The 14,232-nt window shown below is 66.3% G+C and carries 13 protein-coding genes; 3 read left to right on the top strand and 10 right to left on the bottom strand.

Annotated elements, in window-relative coordinates:
- Positions 1–103: 103 nt before the first annotated feature.
- The 8 genes from secF to pdxT all read right to left on the bottom strand — a co-directional run bounded on the left by secF (position 104) and on the right by pdxT (position 7,521).
- Positions 104–1,123 carry a protein translocase subunit SecF gene (gene secF / locus J7I89_RS17950; RefSeq protein WP_214973132.1) on the bottom strand — a complete coding sequence of 340 codons (1,020 nt, stop codon included), beginning with the start codon at positions 1,121–1,123 and terminating at the stop codon, positions 104–106.
- A complete protein-coding gene (gene secD, locus J7I89_RS17945) occupies positions 1,123–2,880 on the bottom strand; it encodes a protein translocase subunit SecD (RefSeq protein ID WP_214973130.1) in 1,758 nt (585 codons plus the stop codon). The genes secF and secD overlap by 1 nt, the downstream gene beginning before the upstream one ends.
- A 108-nt stretch (positions 2,881–2,988) precedes the next feature.
- A complete protein-coding gene (gene yajC, locus J7I89_RS17940) occupies positions 2,989–3,375 on the bottom strand; it encodes a preprotein translocase subunit YajC (protein ID WP_214973247.1) in 387 nt (128 codons plus the stop codon).
- Between the two features lie 233 nt (positions 3,376–3,608).
- Complete coding sequence (gene ruvB, locus J7I89_RS17935; RefSeq protein ID WP_214973128.1) at positions 3,609–4,709, bottom strand: Holliday junction branch migration DNA helicase RuvB; 1,101 nt, start codon at positions 4,707–4,709, stop codon at positions 3,609–3,611.
- On the bottom strand, positions 4,702–5,346 hold the full coding sequence (ruvA, locus tag J7I89_RS17930; protein WP_214973126.1) for a Holliday junction branch migration protein RuvA: 645 nt from the start codon (positions 5,344–5,346) through the stop codon (positions 4,702–4,704). The genes ruvB and ruvA overlap by 8 nt, the downstream gene beginning before the upstream one ends.
- Before the next feature lie 80 nt (positions 5,347–5,426).
- Positions 5,427–6,005, bottom strand: a complete 579-nt coding sequence (gene ruvC / locus J7I89_RS17925; protein WP_214973124.1) for a crossover junction endodeoxyribonuclease RuvC — start codon at positions 6,003–6,005, stop codon at positions 5,427–5,429.
- Positions 6,006–6,039: 34 nt separating this feature from the next.
- Positions 6,040–6,795, bottom strand: coding sequence for a YebC/PmpR family DNA-binding transcriptional regulator (locus J7I89_RS17920; RefSeq protein ID WP_214973122.1), 756 nt, complete (start codon positions 6,793–6,795; stop codon positions 6,040–6,042).
- Positions 6,796–6,798: 3 nt separating this feature from the next.
- Positions 6,799–7,521, bottom strand: coding sequence for a pyridoxal 5'-phosphate synthase glutaminase subunit PdxT (gene pdxT, locus J7I89_RS17915; RefSeq protein ID WP_214973120.1), 723 nt, complete (start codon positions 7,519–7,521; stop codon positions 6,799–6,801).
- A 91-nt stretch (positions 7,522–7,612) separates the two neighbouring features.
- Here pdxT and J7I89_RS17910 point away from each other — a divergent pair, with 91 nt between their 5' ends.
- Both J7I89_RS17910 and J7I89_RS17905 read left to right on the top strand, forming a co-directional pair.
- A complete protein-coding gene (locus J7I89_RS17910) occupies positions 7,613–8,905 on the top strand; it encodes a Mur ligase family protein (RefSeq protein WP_214973117.1) in 1,293 nt (430 codons plus the stop codon).
- The gene (locus tag J7I89_RS17905) at positions 8,902–9,642 is read left to right on the top strand and encodes a type 1 glutamine amidotransferase (protein ID WP_214973116.1); all 741 of its coding nucleotides are present in this window, start codon (positions 8,902–8,904) and stop codon (positions 9,640–9,642) included. The genes J7I89_RS17910 and J7I89_RS17905 overlap by 4 nt, the downstream gene beginning before the upstream one ends.
- A gap of 88 nt (positions 9,643–9,730) precedes the next feature.
- Here J7I89_RS17905 and J7I89_RS17900 read toward each other — a convergent pair whose 3' ends face one another.
- Complete coding sequence (locus tag J7I89_RS17900; protein WP_214973113.1) at positions 9,731–10,999, bottom strand: CapA family protein; 1,269 nt, start codon at positions 10,997–10,999, stop codon at positions 9,731–9,733.
- A 93-nt stretch (positions 11,000–11,092) separates the two neighbouring features.
- On the opposite strand from J7I89_RS17900, the gene J7I89_RS17895 reads away from it, so the two are divergent.
- Positions 11,093–13,105: a M3 family metallopeptidase gene (locus J7I89_RS17895; protein ID WP_214973111.1), complete on the top strand. Its 2,013-nt coding sequence runs from the start codon at positions 11,093–11,095 to the stop codon at positions 13,103–13,105.
- A 147-nt stretch (positions 13,106–13,252) separates the two neighbouring features.
- Here the strand turns inward: J7I89_RS17895 and pdxS are convergent, their stop codons facing one another.
- Positions 13,253–14,179, bottom strand: coding sequence for a pyridoxal 5'-phosphate synthase lyase subunit PdxS (gene pdxS, locus J7I89_RS17890; protein ID WP_214973109.1), 927 nt, complete (start codon positions 14,177–14,179; stop codon positions 13,253–13,255).
- Positions 14,180–14,232: the final 53 nt, after the last annotated feature.

Here is a 14,232-nt window from a genome sequence, read left to right as displayed (position 1 = left end):
CCGCGGGCCTGTTCGATAACCGGCCCCGTCCGATGGCCGGGGCTTCGACGCAAAAAGGCCGGACGCCGTCATGATGACGGCATCCGGCCCCGGATGGTGCTTGCTAGGCCTGTGCGGGCTGCGCGGCGGCCGCGTCCTTGGCGGCGCTGTCCGCCCGGCGGTGCGCCACGCGCTGGGCCTGTTTGACCAGGGGCGGTTCGTTCTGCCGCAGCCAGGCGTACATGGGCGCCGCGACGAAGATCGTTGCCGCGGTACCGATGAGGATCCCCACGAAGAGGGCCAGCGAGAGGTCGCGCAGGGTTCCGGCACCGAGCAGTCCTGCACCGATGAACAGGATCGCCCCCACGGGCAGGATGGCCACCATCATGGTGTTGATGGAGCGCACCAGGGTCTGGTTGACTGCCAGGTTGACCTCTTCGCCGAACGTGCGGCGGGTGGACGAGTCGAGATCCGCCGTGTTCTCGCGGATCTTGTCGAACACCACCACAGTGTCGTACAGCGAATAGCTCAGCACGGTCAGGAACCCGATGATCGCCGAGGGCGTGACCTCGAAATCACTCAGCGCATAGACGCCAGCGGTGATGAACATCGTCACCAGCATGCCAGCGATCGCGGACAGGGACATCTTCCAGGTCCTGAAATACAGGGCCATCAGGACGGTCGCCAGGGCCACGAAAACCACGAGTCCGATTAGGGCCTGCTTGGTGACGTCCGCGCCCCAGGTCGGCCCCACGAAGGTGGAGGTCACCTCGTTGTCCGTGACGCCGTATGCCGAGGTCAGGCCCTCTTTGATCTTGATGGTCTCGTCGTCGGTGAGCTTGTCCGTCTGGATCCGCATGGTGGTGCCGGCGACGTTCGCCACGCGCGGCACGCTTCCGGCAACGACGTCGTGCACAGCCTTTTCGCCCAAGGACGCCTCGGTGGTCTTGACGTTGGAGACGGTGAACTCGGAGCCGCCGCGGAATTCAATGCCGAGGTTGAACCCGCCCTTGACCACCGGAATCAGGATGGACAGGGCAACGCCCGCGAGGGCGATCAGGAACCAGATCTTCTTCTTACCGACGAAGTCGTAGGAACGCCTGCCCGTGTAGAGCTCGTTACCGAATTTCGCAAAACTGGACATTACTTGCCCTCCTTGGCCGGGCCCTTGGAGGAACCCGCGAGCTGCTCCTGCTGCTCCGCGCGGCGGCGTTCAGCGATGGTCATCCTGCGCTCCGCTTCAGCAGCGGCACCTGTGTTCTTTGCGCGCACCACGGACGGCTTGTCCTCCGGGCTGCGGAGCCTGCCCGCGCCGCGGTACAGCGGCACCGCGCCGAGGCTCTCGGGATCGAGGCCCGAGAATTTGTGGCCCTCGCCGAAGAACCGGGTGCGGGCCAGCTGCCGCAGCATGGGGTGCGTGAACATGAACACGACCAGGAGGTCGGCAAGTGCCGTCAGGCCCAGCGTGAAGGCAAAGCCCCGCACGTTGCCCACGGCCACGAAGTACAGCACCAGGGCGGCAAGGAGGTTGACGGCCTTGGAGGCCAGCACCGTTCGCTTGGCCCGCTTCCAGCCGTTCTCGACAGCCGAGACGAGGCCGCGGCCTTCGCGGAGTTCGTCGCGGATACGTTCGAAGTAGACGATGAACGAGTCCGCCGTCTGGCCGATCGAGACGATGATGCCGGCCACGCCGGCCAGGGACAGGCGGTAGTTTTCTGTCCAGCCCAGGATGGCGATGGCCAGATAGGTCAGGGCACCTGCCACCACGAGGGAGGCGATGGTGACGAAGCCCAGGGCACGGTACTGGAAGAGGGAATACACCACCACCAGTAGGAGTCCGATCAGGCCTGCAAGCAGGCCCATGCGGAGCTGCTCGCCGCCGAGCGTCGCCGAGATCTGCTGCTCGCTCTGGATGTCGAAGCTGATCGGCAGCGCACCGAAACGCAGCTGATCGGACAGGGCCTTGGCCGACTGCTCGGTGAACCCGCCGGTGATCTGCGGGCGGCCGTCGGTGATTACCGCCTGGGACCGCGGAGCGGAGATGACCTGGTCGTCAAGGACGATGGCGAACTGCGATTTCGGGTCCGACCCGGCTTCGCCGCCGGCAGCCACGTAGAACTGGTTCAGGCGCTCGGTGACGGTCTTGAACTTGGCCGTGCCTTCGCCGTTGAACTGGATGTTGACGGCCCACTCATTGGTGACGGCGCCCTGGGCACCCTGCTGGAGCTGGAACGTGGATCCCTGGATCTCGACACCCTTGACCTCCACGGGACCAAGGATGTACTTGATGGCGGGAGTCTGGTCGGTGGCGGGTTCACAGGTCACCAGCGGCTTGGCCGGGTCGGAACGCTCCTGCTTGTCCTGCGCCGGCTTGTCGCAGTCGAGCGCCTCGAACTGCTTCTGGATGTCCGCCGTGATCCAGTTGGAGTCGCTGCCGTTCTGGGGCTTTGCCGTCGGCTTGGGCAGCTGTGCTGCCGGTGTGCGGGATTCGGCGGGAACTGCTGCGCCGGGTCCTGTGACCAGGACCGGGCGGAAGTTCATGTCCGCGGACGCCTGGATCAGGGCGCGGGTCTCCGATGAAGGAGTTCCGGGGAGGCTGACCACCACGTTACGGCCCGACTGGGTGCTGATTTCAGCTTCCGCGACGCCGGAACCGTCCACGCGCTGGCGGATGATCGCCACCGCCTGGTTGAGCTGTTCCTCGTTGATGTCGGAACCACCCTCAACCTTGGGCGCCAGGATCATCTGGGTACCGCCCTCGAGGTCCAGCGCGAGCTTGGGGGCCCAGCTTGCCTTTCCGGCCATGGTGCCGCCCGCAAGGACGGACGTCAGGACAGCCAGAATTACGCCAAGCCAGACCAGCACCCTGAGGGATGGTTTATTGCGGCCAGTTCGTGCCATTGTCGATCTTTCTATTAATTACGGAGAAGCCGCCGGTGCGGGTACGACCCGAGCCGGCGGCAGCCCTGCAGCCGTAGATGGTGGTGCCCAGCGGGTCGCGACGACGGACTAGATGTCCTTTTTGCCCTCGTCGTTGAGGCGCTTCAGGGTTTCATCCGGCGTTTCGCTGCCTGCGGTGGCGCTTCCGTGCTCCTCGGCCGTCAGCGACGATGCGTCGTCGGGAATGTCCTGCGACTCGGCGGCGGCGGGCTCCACGATCTTGGTGACGGCCTGGCGGTGGACGGTGGCCAGGTTGCCGGGTGAGAGTTCCAGGACAACCTTGTTGTCTTCGTCATCGATCGACACAATGCGGCCGAACAGGCCAAAGCTGGTCATGACGTCAACCCCCGGCGCAAACTGCGACTGGAGCGTGGCCTGCTGCTGCCGGGTCTTCTTGTTCCGGCGGAACATCATGAAGATGAAGATGCCGAGCATGACGAACAGCAGTATGGTCATGATGTCGATGCCGCCGCCGGCCTGCGGCTGGGCCTGGGCAGTAATATGTCCGAACACAGGGAAGTTCCATTCTGTACTTGCGTAGCTGGTTGACAGCAACATCCGCCTTGTACCGGGCGTCGGGCCAGACGAGGGTGACTGGCGACGGACGGCTGGCTGGCGCCAGCCACGGAAACAAAGCCCGGAGGTGCCGAGCGTCCTACCAGTCTAGAGGGAAACGGCGTGCAACGGTGCTAGTGGCTGTTCGGAATCCATTGCGATTCGGTCTCCGCGCCCGTATCTCCGGTGAGTTCGTCAACAGCGAACACGTCCAGCGGTTCCTGCCCGAACACGCCGGGGGGAACCGCGAAGCCCAGGTGGGTCCATGCCGGCGCCATGGCGATGCGGCCCCGGGGCGTCCGGCCGAGCAGGCCCTCCCGGACCAAATACGGCTCGGCAACGGTCTCGACAGTTTCCGGTTCCTCGCCGACGGCTATGGCCAGGGTTGACAGCCCCACGGGGCCGCCGCCGAACTTGGTGATCAGCGCGTCCAGCACGGCTCGGTCTAGGCGGTCCAGGCCGCGCTTGTCCACCTCGTACATGTCCAGCGCGGCAGAGGCTGACCTGGCGTCGATCTGTTCGATGCCGTGCACCAGGGCCCAGTCCCTGACCCGCCGCAGCAGCCGGTTAGCGATACGCGGTGTGCCGCGGGACCTGCCCGCGATTTCACTGAAACCCGCCGAATTCACTTTCAGGTCAAGGAGTCCGGCGGATCTGCGCAGGACGAGCTCGAGCTCCTCCACGGAATAGAACTCAAGATGCCCGGTGAAACCGAATCGGTCGCGCAGCGGTCCGGGCAGGAGCCCGGCGCGGGTGGTGGCGCCGACTAGCGTGAAGGGTGGCAGCTCAAGGGGTATTGCCGTTGCCCCCGCTCCCTTGCCCACCACAATGTCCACCCGGAAGTCCTCCATGGCCATGTAGAGCATTTCCTCGGCGGGGCGGGACATCCGGTGGATTTCGTCGAGGAACAGAACCTCGCCCTCGGACAGGGAGGAGAGTATGGCGGCAAGATCCCCGGCGTGCTGGATGGCGGGGCCGCTGCTGATGCGCAGCGGGGCGTTCATTTCCGCGGCGACGATCATGGCCAGGGTGGTCTTGCCGAGTCCCGGCGGCCCGGAAAAAAGCACGTGGTCCGCGCTGCGGCCCCGCATGCGGGAGGCCTGCAGCACCAGGGACAGCTGTTTGCGGACACGGTGCTGGCCCACGAAGTCGTGGAGGTTCTTCGGCCGAAGGGCGGCCTCGATGGCCCGCTCCTCCGGCTCTTCTCCCCCGGCAACGAGGGACGGTTCAGCCACGGCTGCCTACCCGGTTGCCGGCGCGGGCGCCGTCCTGGCCGAGCCACCGCAGCGTGGTGCGCAGGATCTCGGCAACGTTTCCCTGCTCCGCAAGGTCAGGTGAATCGGCCAGTGCCTTGTCGATGCTGCCTGTGGCGTCTTTCTCAGACCAGCCGAGGCTGGTCATGGCAGCCACCACCTGCGGCTTCCAGACCGATTCGGCTGACGCGGCTGGGGCGGGAGCTGCCGGGGTGCCGTGCGGAACCAGCTTTCCGGCCAGCTCCAGCACGATCCGGCCGGCAACCTTCGGGCCGATGCCGGGGACCTTGGTGAACGACTTGCTGTCGCCGGTGTGCGCCGCGACGCGGATGGCCTCCGGATCGTGGACAGCCAGGACGGCCAGGGCGAGCCGGGGACCGACGCCGCTGACGCTGAGCAGGACGTCGAAGACTTCCCGTTCGTCGTCGGTAGCGAAGCCGAACAGCGTCAGCGAATCCTCCCGGACAATCAGGGACGTGAACAGCTTCCCCTCCTCGCCGGTCCGCAGCTTGCTGAGGGTCTGCGGCGTGGCATAAACGCTCATGCCGGCACCGTTGAGATCGATCACGGCCGTGGACAGGCCAACGTGCGCTACGGTTCCGCGGAGAAAACTTATCAAGGCCGGGCTCCTGAACTACCGCCGGCAAAGACCGACTATCCGAACATATCTACGAATACCCTAGCAAGGGCCGCGGACAATCAGCGCGCACGGCGCGCCTTTGCCTCTGCCTCGGCCCAGGCCCGCTGGGCGGGAGTCAGCGACTGCGATCCCGGACCGGTGGAAGCCACTGCCGCTCCGCTGCCCGCCCGCCACGCGTGCGTGATGGCAAGGGCGAGGGCGTCCGCGGCGTCCGCCGGACGCGGCGGGGCGTCGAGCCGGAGAATCTTGGTCACCAGCTTGGTGACGGCGTCCTTGTTCGAGTTGCCGCTGCCGGTCACGGCCGCTTTGACTTCCGACGGCGTGTGGAGCGCCACCGGTATGCCCCGCCGGGCGGCAGCCGCAATAACGACGCCGGAGGCCTGGGCCACACCCATCACCGTGCTGACGTTCAACTGGGAGAAAACGCGTTCCACCGCCAGCACGTGCGGCTCGTAACGGTCAAGCCAGTCGTCAATGGCGAGGGCGATGACCAGCAGGCGCTGGTCCAGCGTCTCCTCCGGCGACGTGCCCACCACACCGACGGCCACCATGGTGGCGCGGCGGTTCTTCTCGACGTCCACCACGCCGATGCCGCAACGGGTGAGGCCCGGGTCGACGCCCAACACACGCAGGGTCAAGGCCGGGCCTCAAGTTCACAGCGGCGCTGCGGGATCACTCGGCTTCCAGTGCGGCCTGCACTTCGTCGCTGAGGTCGGCGTTGCTGTAGACGTTCTGGACGTCGTCGAGGTCTTCCAGGGCGTCGACGAGCTTCATGAACTTCTTGGCGGCGTCCAGGTCGAGGGGCACCTCCATGGAGGGGACGAATTCGGCCTCGTCGGTGTCGTATTCGATCCCGGCTTCCTTGAGGGCATCGCGGACGGCCTGCAGATCCTTCGGGTCCGAGTGGATCTCGAAGGTGTCGCCGTTGTCCTTGACTTCCTCGGCGCCGGCGTCGAGCACCGCCATCAGGACGTCGTCCTCGCTGAGCCCGTTCTTGGGCAGGGTGACCACGCCCTTGCGGGAGAAGAGGTAGCTGACGGAACCGGGATCGGCGATGGTGCCACCGTTGCGGGAAATGGCGAGGCGGACCTCGGAAGCGGCACGGTTCTTGTTGTCCGTGAGGCATTCGATCAGCAGCGCCGAACCCTGCGGGCCGCGGCATTCGTACATGATTTCCGTGTAGTCAACGACTTCGCCGGTGAGGCCCGCGCCGCGCTTGATGGCACGGTCAATGTTGTCGGCCGGGACCGAGGTCTTCTTCGCCTTCGTAACGGCGAGTTCCAGGCTGGGGTTGCCGGCCAGGTCCGGGCCGCCCATCCGGGCAGCGACTTCGATGTTCTTGATCAGTTTGGCGAACGACTTGGCCCGGCGGCTATCAAGGATGGCCTTCTTGTGCTTGGTCGTTGCCCATTTGGAGTGGCCTGACATGCTTTACGCTTCTCCTCTGATCATTCGGATAAAAAGTTCATGTACGCGCTTCTCCCCCGTCACTTCCGGGTGGAAGGAGGTGGCCAGCAGGTGGCCGGAACGCACTGCAACAATTCTAGCCGTCCCCTGCAGATGGGCTGCGTGAGACGCATGCTCGGGGTCCGCCGGTTCCACCTGGGCCAGCACCTCGACGCCCGGCCCGACGCGCTCCACCCAGGGCCCGCGGATGAACACCGCGTGGACCGGCGCGACGCCCTCTTCGGTGGCGCTGAAATCCAGGCCCTTGAAGTCGAGGTCGGTTTCGAACGACTCACGCTGGCGGCCGAAGGCGTTGCGGCGCACGGTGATGTCCAGCCCGCCGAAGGTCTGCTGCGGGTTCCCGGCGAGGTCGGTGGCGGGGTCGGCGATGTCGTGCGCGAGCAGGATCATTCCGGCACAGGACCCGTACACCGGAAGGCCTTCGGCAATGTGCTTGCGCAGCGGGTCCGCGAGCTCGAAGGCCCGCGCGAGTTTGTCGATCGCGGTTGATTCCCCGCCGGGAATGATAAGTCCGTCCAGGCCGTCAAGTTCCGCAGGCCGGCGGACGCCGACGCCGGTGGCACCGGCCGCTTCGACGGCACGGAGGTGCTCGCGGAAGTCGCCCTGGAGTGCCAGGACGCCGATGCGCAAACCTGCACCGACGCCATCAGTAGGGCGCGGAACCGCGGCAAAAAGGGGGTTGGTCATCCAAATATCATAGTGTCCCGGACGCTGCCCCGAGTCCTGCCCGGCCCCGGCCCGCCTCATTGCATGCCGCTACTGGGATATATTACAGAGCATGTTTTCCTTCAGCGTTCCGCTCGGCAAGCTCGTCCGCCGGGTCTCCCGGCTCAGGGGCGGAGGCTCCGCCCTACCCGGGCTTGTGGTCGAGAAAATCGACCCCGGCTTCATGCAGCGGACCCTGTCCACACTTCCGCACGGTGTGGCCGTGGTGAGCGGCACCAACGGCAAGACCACCACCACCAAGATGGTGGTGGAACTGCTGGAAAGCCAGGGCCTGAAGGTCTTCACCAACCGCACCGGCAGCAACTTCACCCGGGGCGTGGCCGCCGCCCTGCTCGGCGACGTGGACTGGCGCGGACGGCTCGACGCCGACATCGCCGTGCTGGAACTGGACGAGGCCCACGCCGTGCACTTCGTCAACCGGGTTCCGCCGCGCTACAGCCTGTTGCTCAATGTACTCCGTGACCAGCTGGACCGCTTCGGCGAGATCGACAAGACCGCCCAGCTCCTCCAGCACATCGCCTCCAAGACCACCGGCACCGTGGTCCTGAACCGCGAGGACCCCCGGGTCGCCCGGATCGCCGACACCCTGGACGGGCCGGATGTCCGCTACTTCGGCCTCGACGACTCGCTGCTGAGCACCTTCCCCAACGACGACGAACTGCGCGCCGGTCCCGGCAGCCCCGCCCCGGCGGCAGTGCAGCAAAAGCCGCCCGCCGACGTCGTCCTCCGCCGGGTGGGGCCGGACAACGCCGATTTTGAGTACGACGGCGGCACAGTCACCACCGCGATGAAGCTCCGCGGCGTCTACAACATCTTCAATGCAGCGGCGGCGCTGACGCTGGCGCGCAGCATCTGCGGCAGCGGCGCTGCCGCCGCGGACCAGGCCACGCTGCTGACGGCGCTTTCCCGGGTGGCGCCGGCCTTCGGCCGCGGCGAAAGCCTCGTCGTCGACGGTCTCCCCCTGGACCTTGTGCTGGTCAAGAACCCGAGCGGATTCCGGCTGGGGCTCAAATCATTCCCGGCCGGCGGCTACGCCACCATGATCGCCATCAACGACAACTACGCGGACGGACGCGACATGTCATGGCTGTGGGACGTCGACTTCGAGTCACTGCGGGCTGACGGGGTGGACCAGCTGACCGGTTCCCGCGCCTACGACATGGCGCTGCGGCTGCAGTATGACGAGGTGACCGTCGGCGCCGTGAACACCGAGATCGCGCCTGCCCTGGCCGCGTTTATTGCCGGGGCAACGGACAAACCGAAGCGCATCTTCTGCACCTACACGGCCATGCTCGCCATCCGGCGTGAACTGTCCAAAATCACCACAGTGGAGGTGGTCTCATGACCCCCGGAACATCAGGCAGCAAGGGAACCATCAGGGTCCTGCAGCTATATCCGCGGGACATGAACATCTACGGCGACTGGGGCAACGCACTGGTGCTGCAGCAGCGGCTGAAATGGCACGGCTACGCCCCGGAGCTGCTTGAGTACAACGTGGGGGACGAATTCCCGGACGAAGTGGACATCATTGTCGGCGGCGGCGGGCAGGACAGCGGGCAGCTGGTCATCCAAGACGACCTGCAGTCGCGTGCCGAAACCCTCCGGGGCCTCGCGGAGGACGGCACGCCCATGCTGCTGATCTGCGGGACGTACCAGTTGTTCGGGCGCTTCTTCAAGACACGCACCGGGTCAGTCATTCCCGGCATCGGCGTTCTTGACGTGGAAACGCACGGCACGGATGAACGGCTGATCGGCAATGTCAAAATCACCACGGCGGAGTTCGGCGAGGTTCTGGGCTATGAGAACCACAGCGGCCAGACCACCCTCGGCCCGGGCGTGGAGCCGCTTGGCACCGTGCCCAAGGGAACGGGCAACAACAGCAGCGACGGCCAGGAGGGCGCCCGGTACCGCAACATCGTAGCCAGCTACCTGCACGGCTCCCTGCTCCCGAAGAACCCGGCGATCGCCGACTTCCTGATCCGGGCCGCCGTCGAACGCAAATACGGGAGTTTTACGCCGGGCGACCCGGATGACCGCTATGCGGTCCTGGCGCGGGAACACGCGGCCCGCCGGCCCCGCTAGGAACGGTCTTACTAGGCCCCGCCCGCCGCAAGCCCCACGAGGAGCTGCCCCGCCGGACGCCCGCTGCTGGGCAGGGAACAGTTGCCGGTCAGCGTTCCTTGGTGATCAGCAGCTCGTGCGCGCCGGCCCCGGCAGCACCCATCGACTCCACCACGGTCTTGGTCCGCTGCCGCGTCGCGGCGTCTGCGGCGGGGCTGGCGCAAACGCCCTGCGGCGCGTCGGAAGCCACGGAGCACCACCGGTAGGGCGCGTTCACGATGACGGACGGTGCCCAGCCCAGGTCGGACGCCGTCCACTTTCCTGCGGCGTCCTGGCTGAACTGCGCCCGCACCAGCAGGCCCTCGTTGTTCACCACGTACGTGGGCGACAGCTCAGTCACGCCGTTGCCGAGGCCGTACACAATCCAGGTCCCCTTGTACTTTTCGACCGGCAGCACGGAGTGCGTGTGGTGTCCGTAGATCATGGTGAACTGGCCGCTGTCCACCAGGGCGTGCGCGACGTCCTGCTGCTGGGCATTCGGGGCGCTGGCATATTCGTCGCCGGCGTGCATGGCGCCGAGCACGATGTCAGCCCCCAGTTTCCTGGCCTTCTTTGCCTTGGCGATCATGGCGGAAGCGTCCAGCATGTCCACCTGCCAGTCCGCTTCCGGAGTCTGCCCGTTGAGGCCGTACGCGGCCTCGATGACGGCAATCTTCGCGGCGTCGGTCTGCATGATGAGGATTTCCTGGGATTCGGCCTGGGTCCGGTAGGAGCCAGTATGCTCCAGGCCGGAGGCGTCCAGGGCGTCCAGGGTCCTGACGAGGCCTTCAGTGCCCTGGTCGATGGTGTGGTTGCTGGCGGTGGTGCAGGCCCTGTAGCCCACGGCCTTCGAGGCGGCGATGATCTGCGGCGGCACGTTGAAGGAAGGATAGGCGGAGAAGGGGCCCTGCGGAACGCCCACCGGGGTCTCCTGGTGGCAAATGGCGAGGTCGCTCTTCTGGATGTAGCGCCGCTGGCCCTCGAGCAGGGGGGCGAAATCAAGACCCTTGATGCCGCCCGCCAGTGCGTCTTCCCGCGCCTGGTCCCACAGCTGGGCGTGGACCAGCATGTCGCCACTGACCAGCACGGACGTGCAACGAGCGGCCTTACAGGCCGGGCCCGCCCCTGGCGTCGGAGTAGGGGTCGGAGTGGGCGTCGGGGCAGCGGCGGCCGAGGACGCCGGAGGCGTTGCCGCCGAGGCGGTGGAGGTGGGCTGTCCGCCCGGCCCCGGATTGTCCCGTTCCGAGATGACCCCGCAGGAAGCCACGGATGCGATGAGTGCTGCCGCCGCGACCGTACGGACGGCACGGCCAGCGATTCTGGTGCGAATGTTCCCCATCCCGCAATCCTACGGCCGCACCCCGGCCGGAACGCGTAGCCAAACGCACCCGACATGATTGTGAACCGGACAGCTGCATGAAAGTGTTTCGTCATGACTAATCCCCTGCTGAGCCCGAGCAAACTGCCGTTCGGCCTGCCTCCGTTTGCAGACATCACTGACGCCCACTACGCCGAGGCAGTTGGTGCCGGCCTCGCTGAGCATCTGTCCGAGATCGCGGCCATCGTGGACAACCCCGAACCGGCAACGTTCGAGAACACTGCCCTGGCGATGGAGCGGTCAGGCCGTCTACTGGAACGCGCCGCCGCATCCTTCTTCACCCTGGTTTCCGCCGACGCCTCTGATGCCATCCAAGACCTAGAAACAGAGCTGTCGCCACGCTTTGCCGCCCATCAGGATGCCGTCTACCTCAACCGGGGGCTTTACGAGCGGTTCGCGGCTATCCGCACCGATAGTCTGGATGCTGAGTCGACCCGGCTGGTGGAGGAATACCTCAAGGAATTCCGCCAGTCCGGCATTCAGCTGGACGATTCGGGCCAGGAGAAACTCAAGTCGCTGAACGCCGAACTCTCGAGGCTTGGCACGGAGTTCGGGCAGCGGGTCAAGGAAGGCATGAAGTCCGCGGCCCTCCTGCTGGATGACGCCGAGGAACTGGCCGGCCTGCCCGCTGACGAGGTCGCCAGCGCCGCGGAAGCGGCCCGGGTTGCCGGCCACGAGGGGAAGTACCTCCTGACGCTGATCCAGCCAAGCAACCAGCCCGCCCTCGCGGCGCTGGAAAACCGGGACGTCCGCCGCCGGCTCTATGAGGTGTCCGTCGCCCGGGGCAGCAGCGGCGGCAGCCTTGACGTCCTCGATCTTGTGAAGTCCATGGTGCGGCTTCGCGCCGAGAAGTCCGCGCTGCTGGGCTTTGCCAACTACGCCGAACTCGTCGTGGACCGGCAGACAGCCCCGGACTTTGAGGCCGTACGGACCATGCTGAACCGGCTGGCGCCTGCCGCCGTCCGGAATGCCGACGCCGAGGCCGCCGCCTTGGCGGAAAGCGCTGGCCACCCGCTGGAGGCCTGGGACTGGGCGTACTACTCCGCGAAAGTCCGGCGGGAGCGCTACGCGGTGGACGAGCAGGCAATCCGGCCCTACTTCGAACTGGACCGGGTGCTGGTGGACGGCGTGTTTTTCGCGGCCACGTCGCTTTACGGCATCACCTTCCATGAACGGAGCGACCTCGCCGGCTACCACCCGGACGTCCGGGTCTGGGAGGTCCACAACGAGGACGGCACGGCGCTGGGACTGTTCCTGGGCGACTACTACACGCGGGAATCCAAACGGGGCGGCGCCTGGATGAACTCGCTCGTGGAGCAGTCAGCCCTGTTGGGCACCAAACCGGTGGTGATCAACAACCTCAACATTTCCAAGCCCGCGGCCGGTGAGCCCACCCTGCTGACGCTGGACGAAGTCCGGACGGCGTTCCACGAATTCGGCCACGCCCTGCACGGGCTTTTCTCGGACGTCACTTATCCGCGGTTCTCCGGCACGTCGGTGCCCCGCGACTTCGTGGAGTACCCGTCGCAGGTGAACGAAATGTGGATCATGTGGCCCGAGGTCCTGGCCAACTATGCCCGCCATCACGCCACCGGTGAGCTGCTCCCCCAGGAGACGGTGGACCGGCTCAACGAGTCGAAGCTCTGGGGCGAGGGCTTCGCCACCACGGAGTACCTCGGCGCCGCGCTCCTGGACCTGGCCTGGCATGTGCTGGACGCCGGCAACGTCCCGCAGGACGCCCTGGAGTTCGAGGCCAAGGCGCTGGCGGCGGCAGGGGTTGCTCACAGACTGATCCCGCCCCGATACCGCACGGGGTACTTCCAGCACATCTTCGCCGGCGACGGCTACGCGGCCGGCTACTACTCCTACATCTGGAGCGAGGTGCTGGACGCCGAAACCGTAGACTGGTTTACCGAGAACGGCGGACTCACCCGCGCGAACGGCGACCGTTTCCGTACTGAGCTCCTGTCCCGGGGCAACAGCAAGGATCCCCTGGACTCGTTCCGCACGCTGCGCGGACGCGACGCAGCCCTGGAGCCGCTCCTGAAGCGCCGCGGCCTGGAATGACCGCCGGCCCCACCCAAGTGACTCGCATTTGTTGTCGTTCTGAGGGCTGAAAACGACCACAAGTGCGAGTTAGTTGGGAAGAACGGACGACGCCGGCCGGTCACCCAAGAAAGGTGACCGGCCGGCGTCGTACTGCTTTTGAAGCTGTTACCAGCCGCGCTCGGCGAGGCGGTGCGGCTGCGGGATCTCGTCCACGTTGATGCCCACCATAGCTTCGCCCAGGCCGCGGGAGGCCTTGGCGATGACGTCGGGGTCGTCGAAGAAGGTGGTGGCCTTCACGACGGCGGCGGCGCGCTGGGCCGGGTTGCCGGACTTAAAGATGCCGGAGCCGACGAACACGCCGTCGGCGCCGAGCTGCATCATCATGGCGGCGTCGGCCGGGGTGGCGATGCCGCCGGCGGTGAACAGCACCACCGGGAGCTTGCCGGTGGAGGCAACTTCCTTGACCAGTTCATACGGTGCCTGCAGTTCCTTGGCGGCGACGTACAGCTCGTCCTCCGGGAGGGAGGACAGCCTGCGGAGCTCGGCGCGGATCTGGCGCATGTGCGTGGTGGCGTTGGAGACGTCTCCGGTGCCCGCCTCACCCTTGGAGCGGATCATCGCCGCGCCCTCGTTGATGCGGCGCAGGGCCTCACCGAGGTTGGTGGCGCCGCAGACGAAGGGAACGGTGAAGTTCCACTTGTCGATGTGGTTGGTGTAGTCGGCCGGAGTCAGGACCTCGGACTCGTCGATGTAGTCCACGCCGAGGGACTGCAGAACCTGCGCCTCGACGAAGTGGCCGATGCGGGCCTTGGCCATTACCGGGACGGACACGGCTTCGATGATCTTGTCGATCATGTCCGGATCGGACATGCGGGACACGCCGCCCTGGGCACGGATGTCGGCCGGGACCCGCTCGAGCGCCATGACGGCAACGGCACCGGCGTCTTCGGCGATGCGGGCCTGTTCGACGTTGACGACGTCCATGATGACGCCGCCCTTGAGCATCTCTGCCATGCCGCGCTTGACGCGGTTGCTGCCCGTGACGCTGTTGGCGGACGAGCCGGCTTCGCTGCTTACATCAGGTGTAGACACAAAAACCCCTATGGGTAGATAGATGACCTTCGCCGGGAGTGCGGGCGGCACGG

Origin of the sequence: Arthrobacter sp. ISL-5, assembly GCF_018613835.1 — a bacterium.
Taxonomy (GTDB): domain Bacteria; phylum Actinomycetota; class Actinomycetes; order Actinomycetales; family Micrococcaceae; genus Arthrobacter.
Note: the sequence above shows the minus strand (reverse complement) of the source record. Positions and strands in the feature narration are given on the sequence as shown.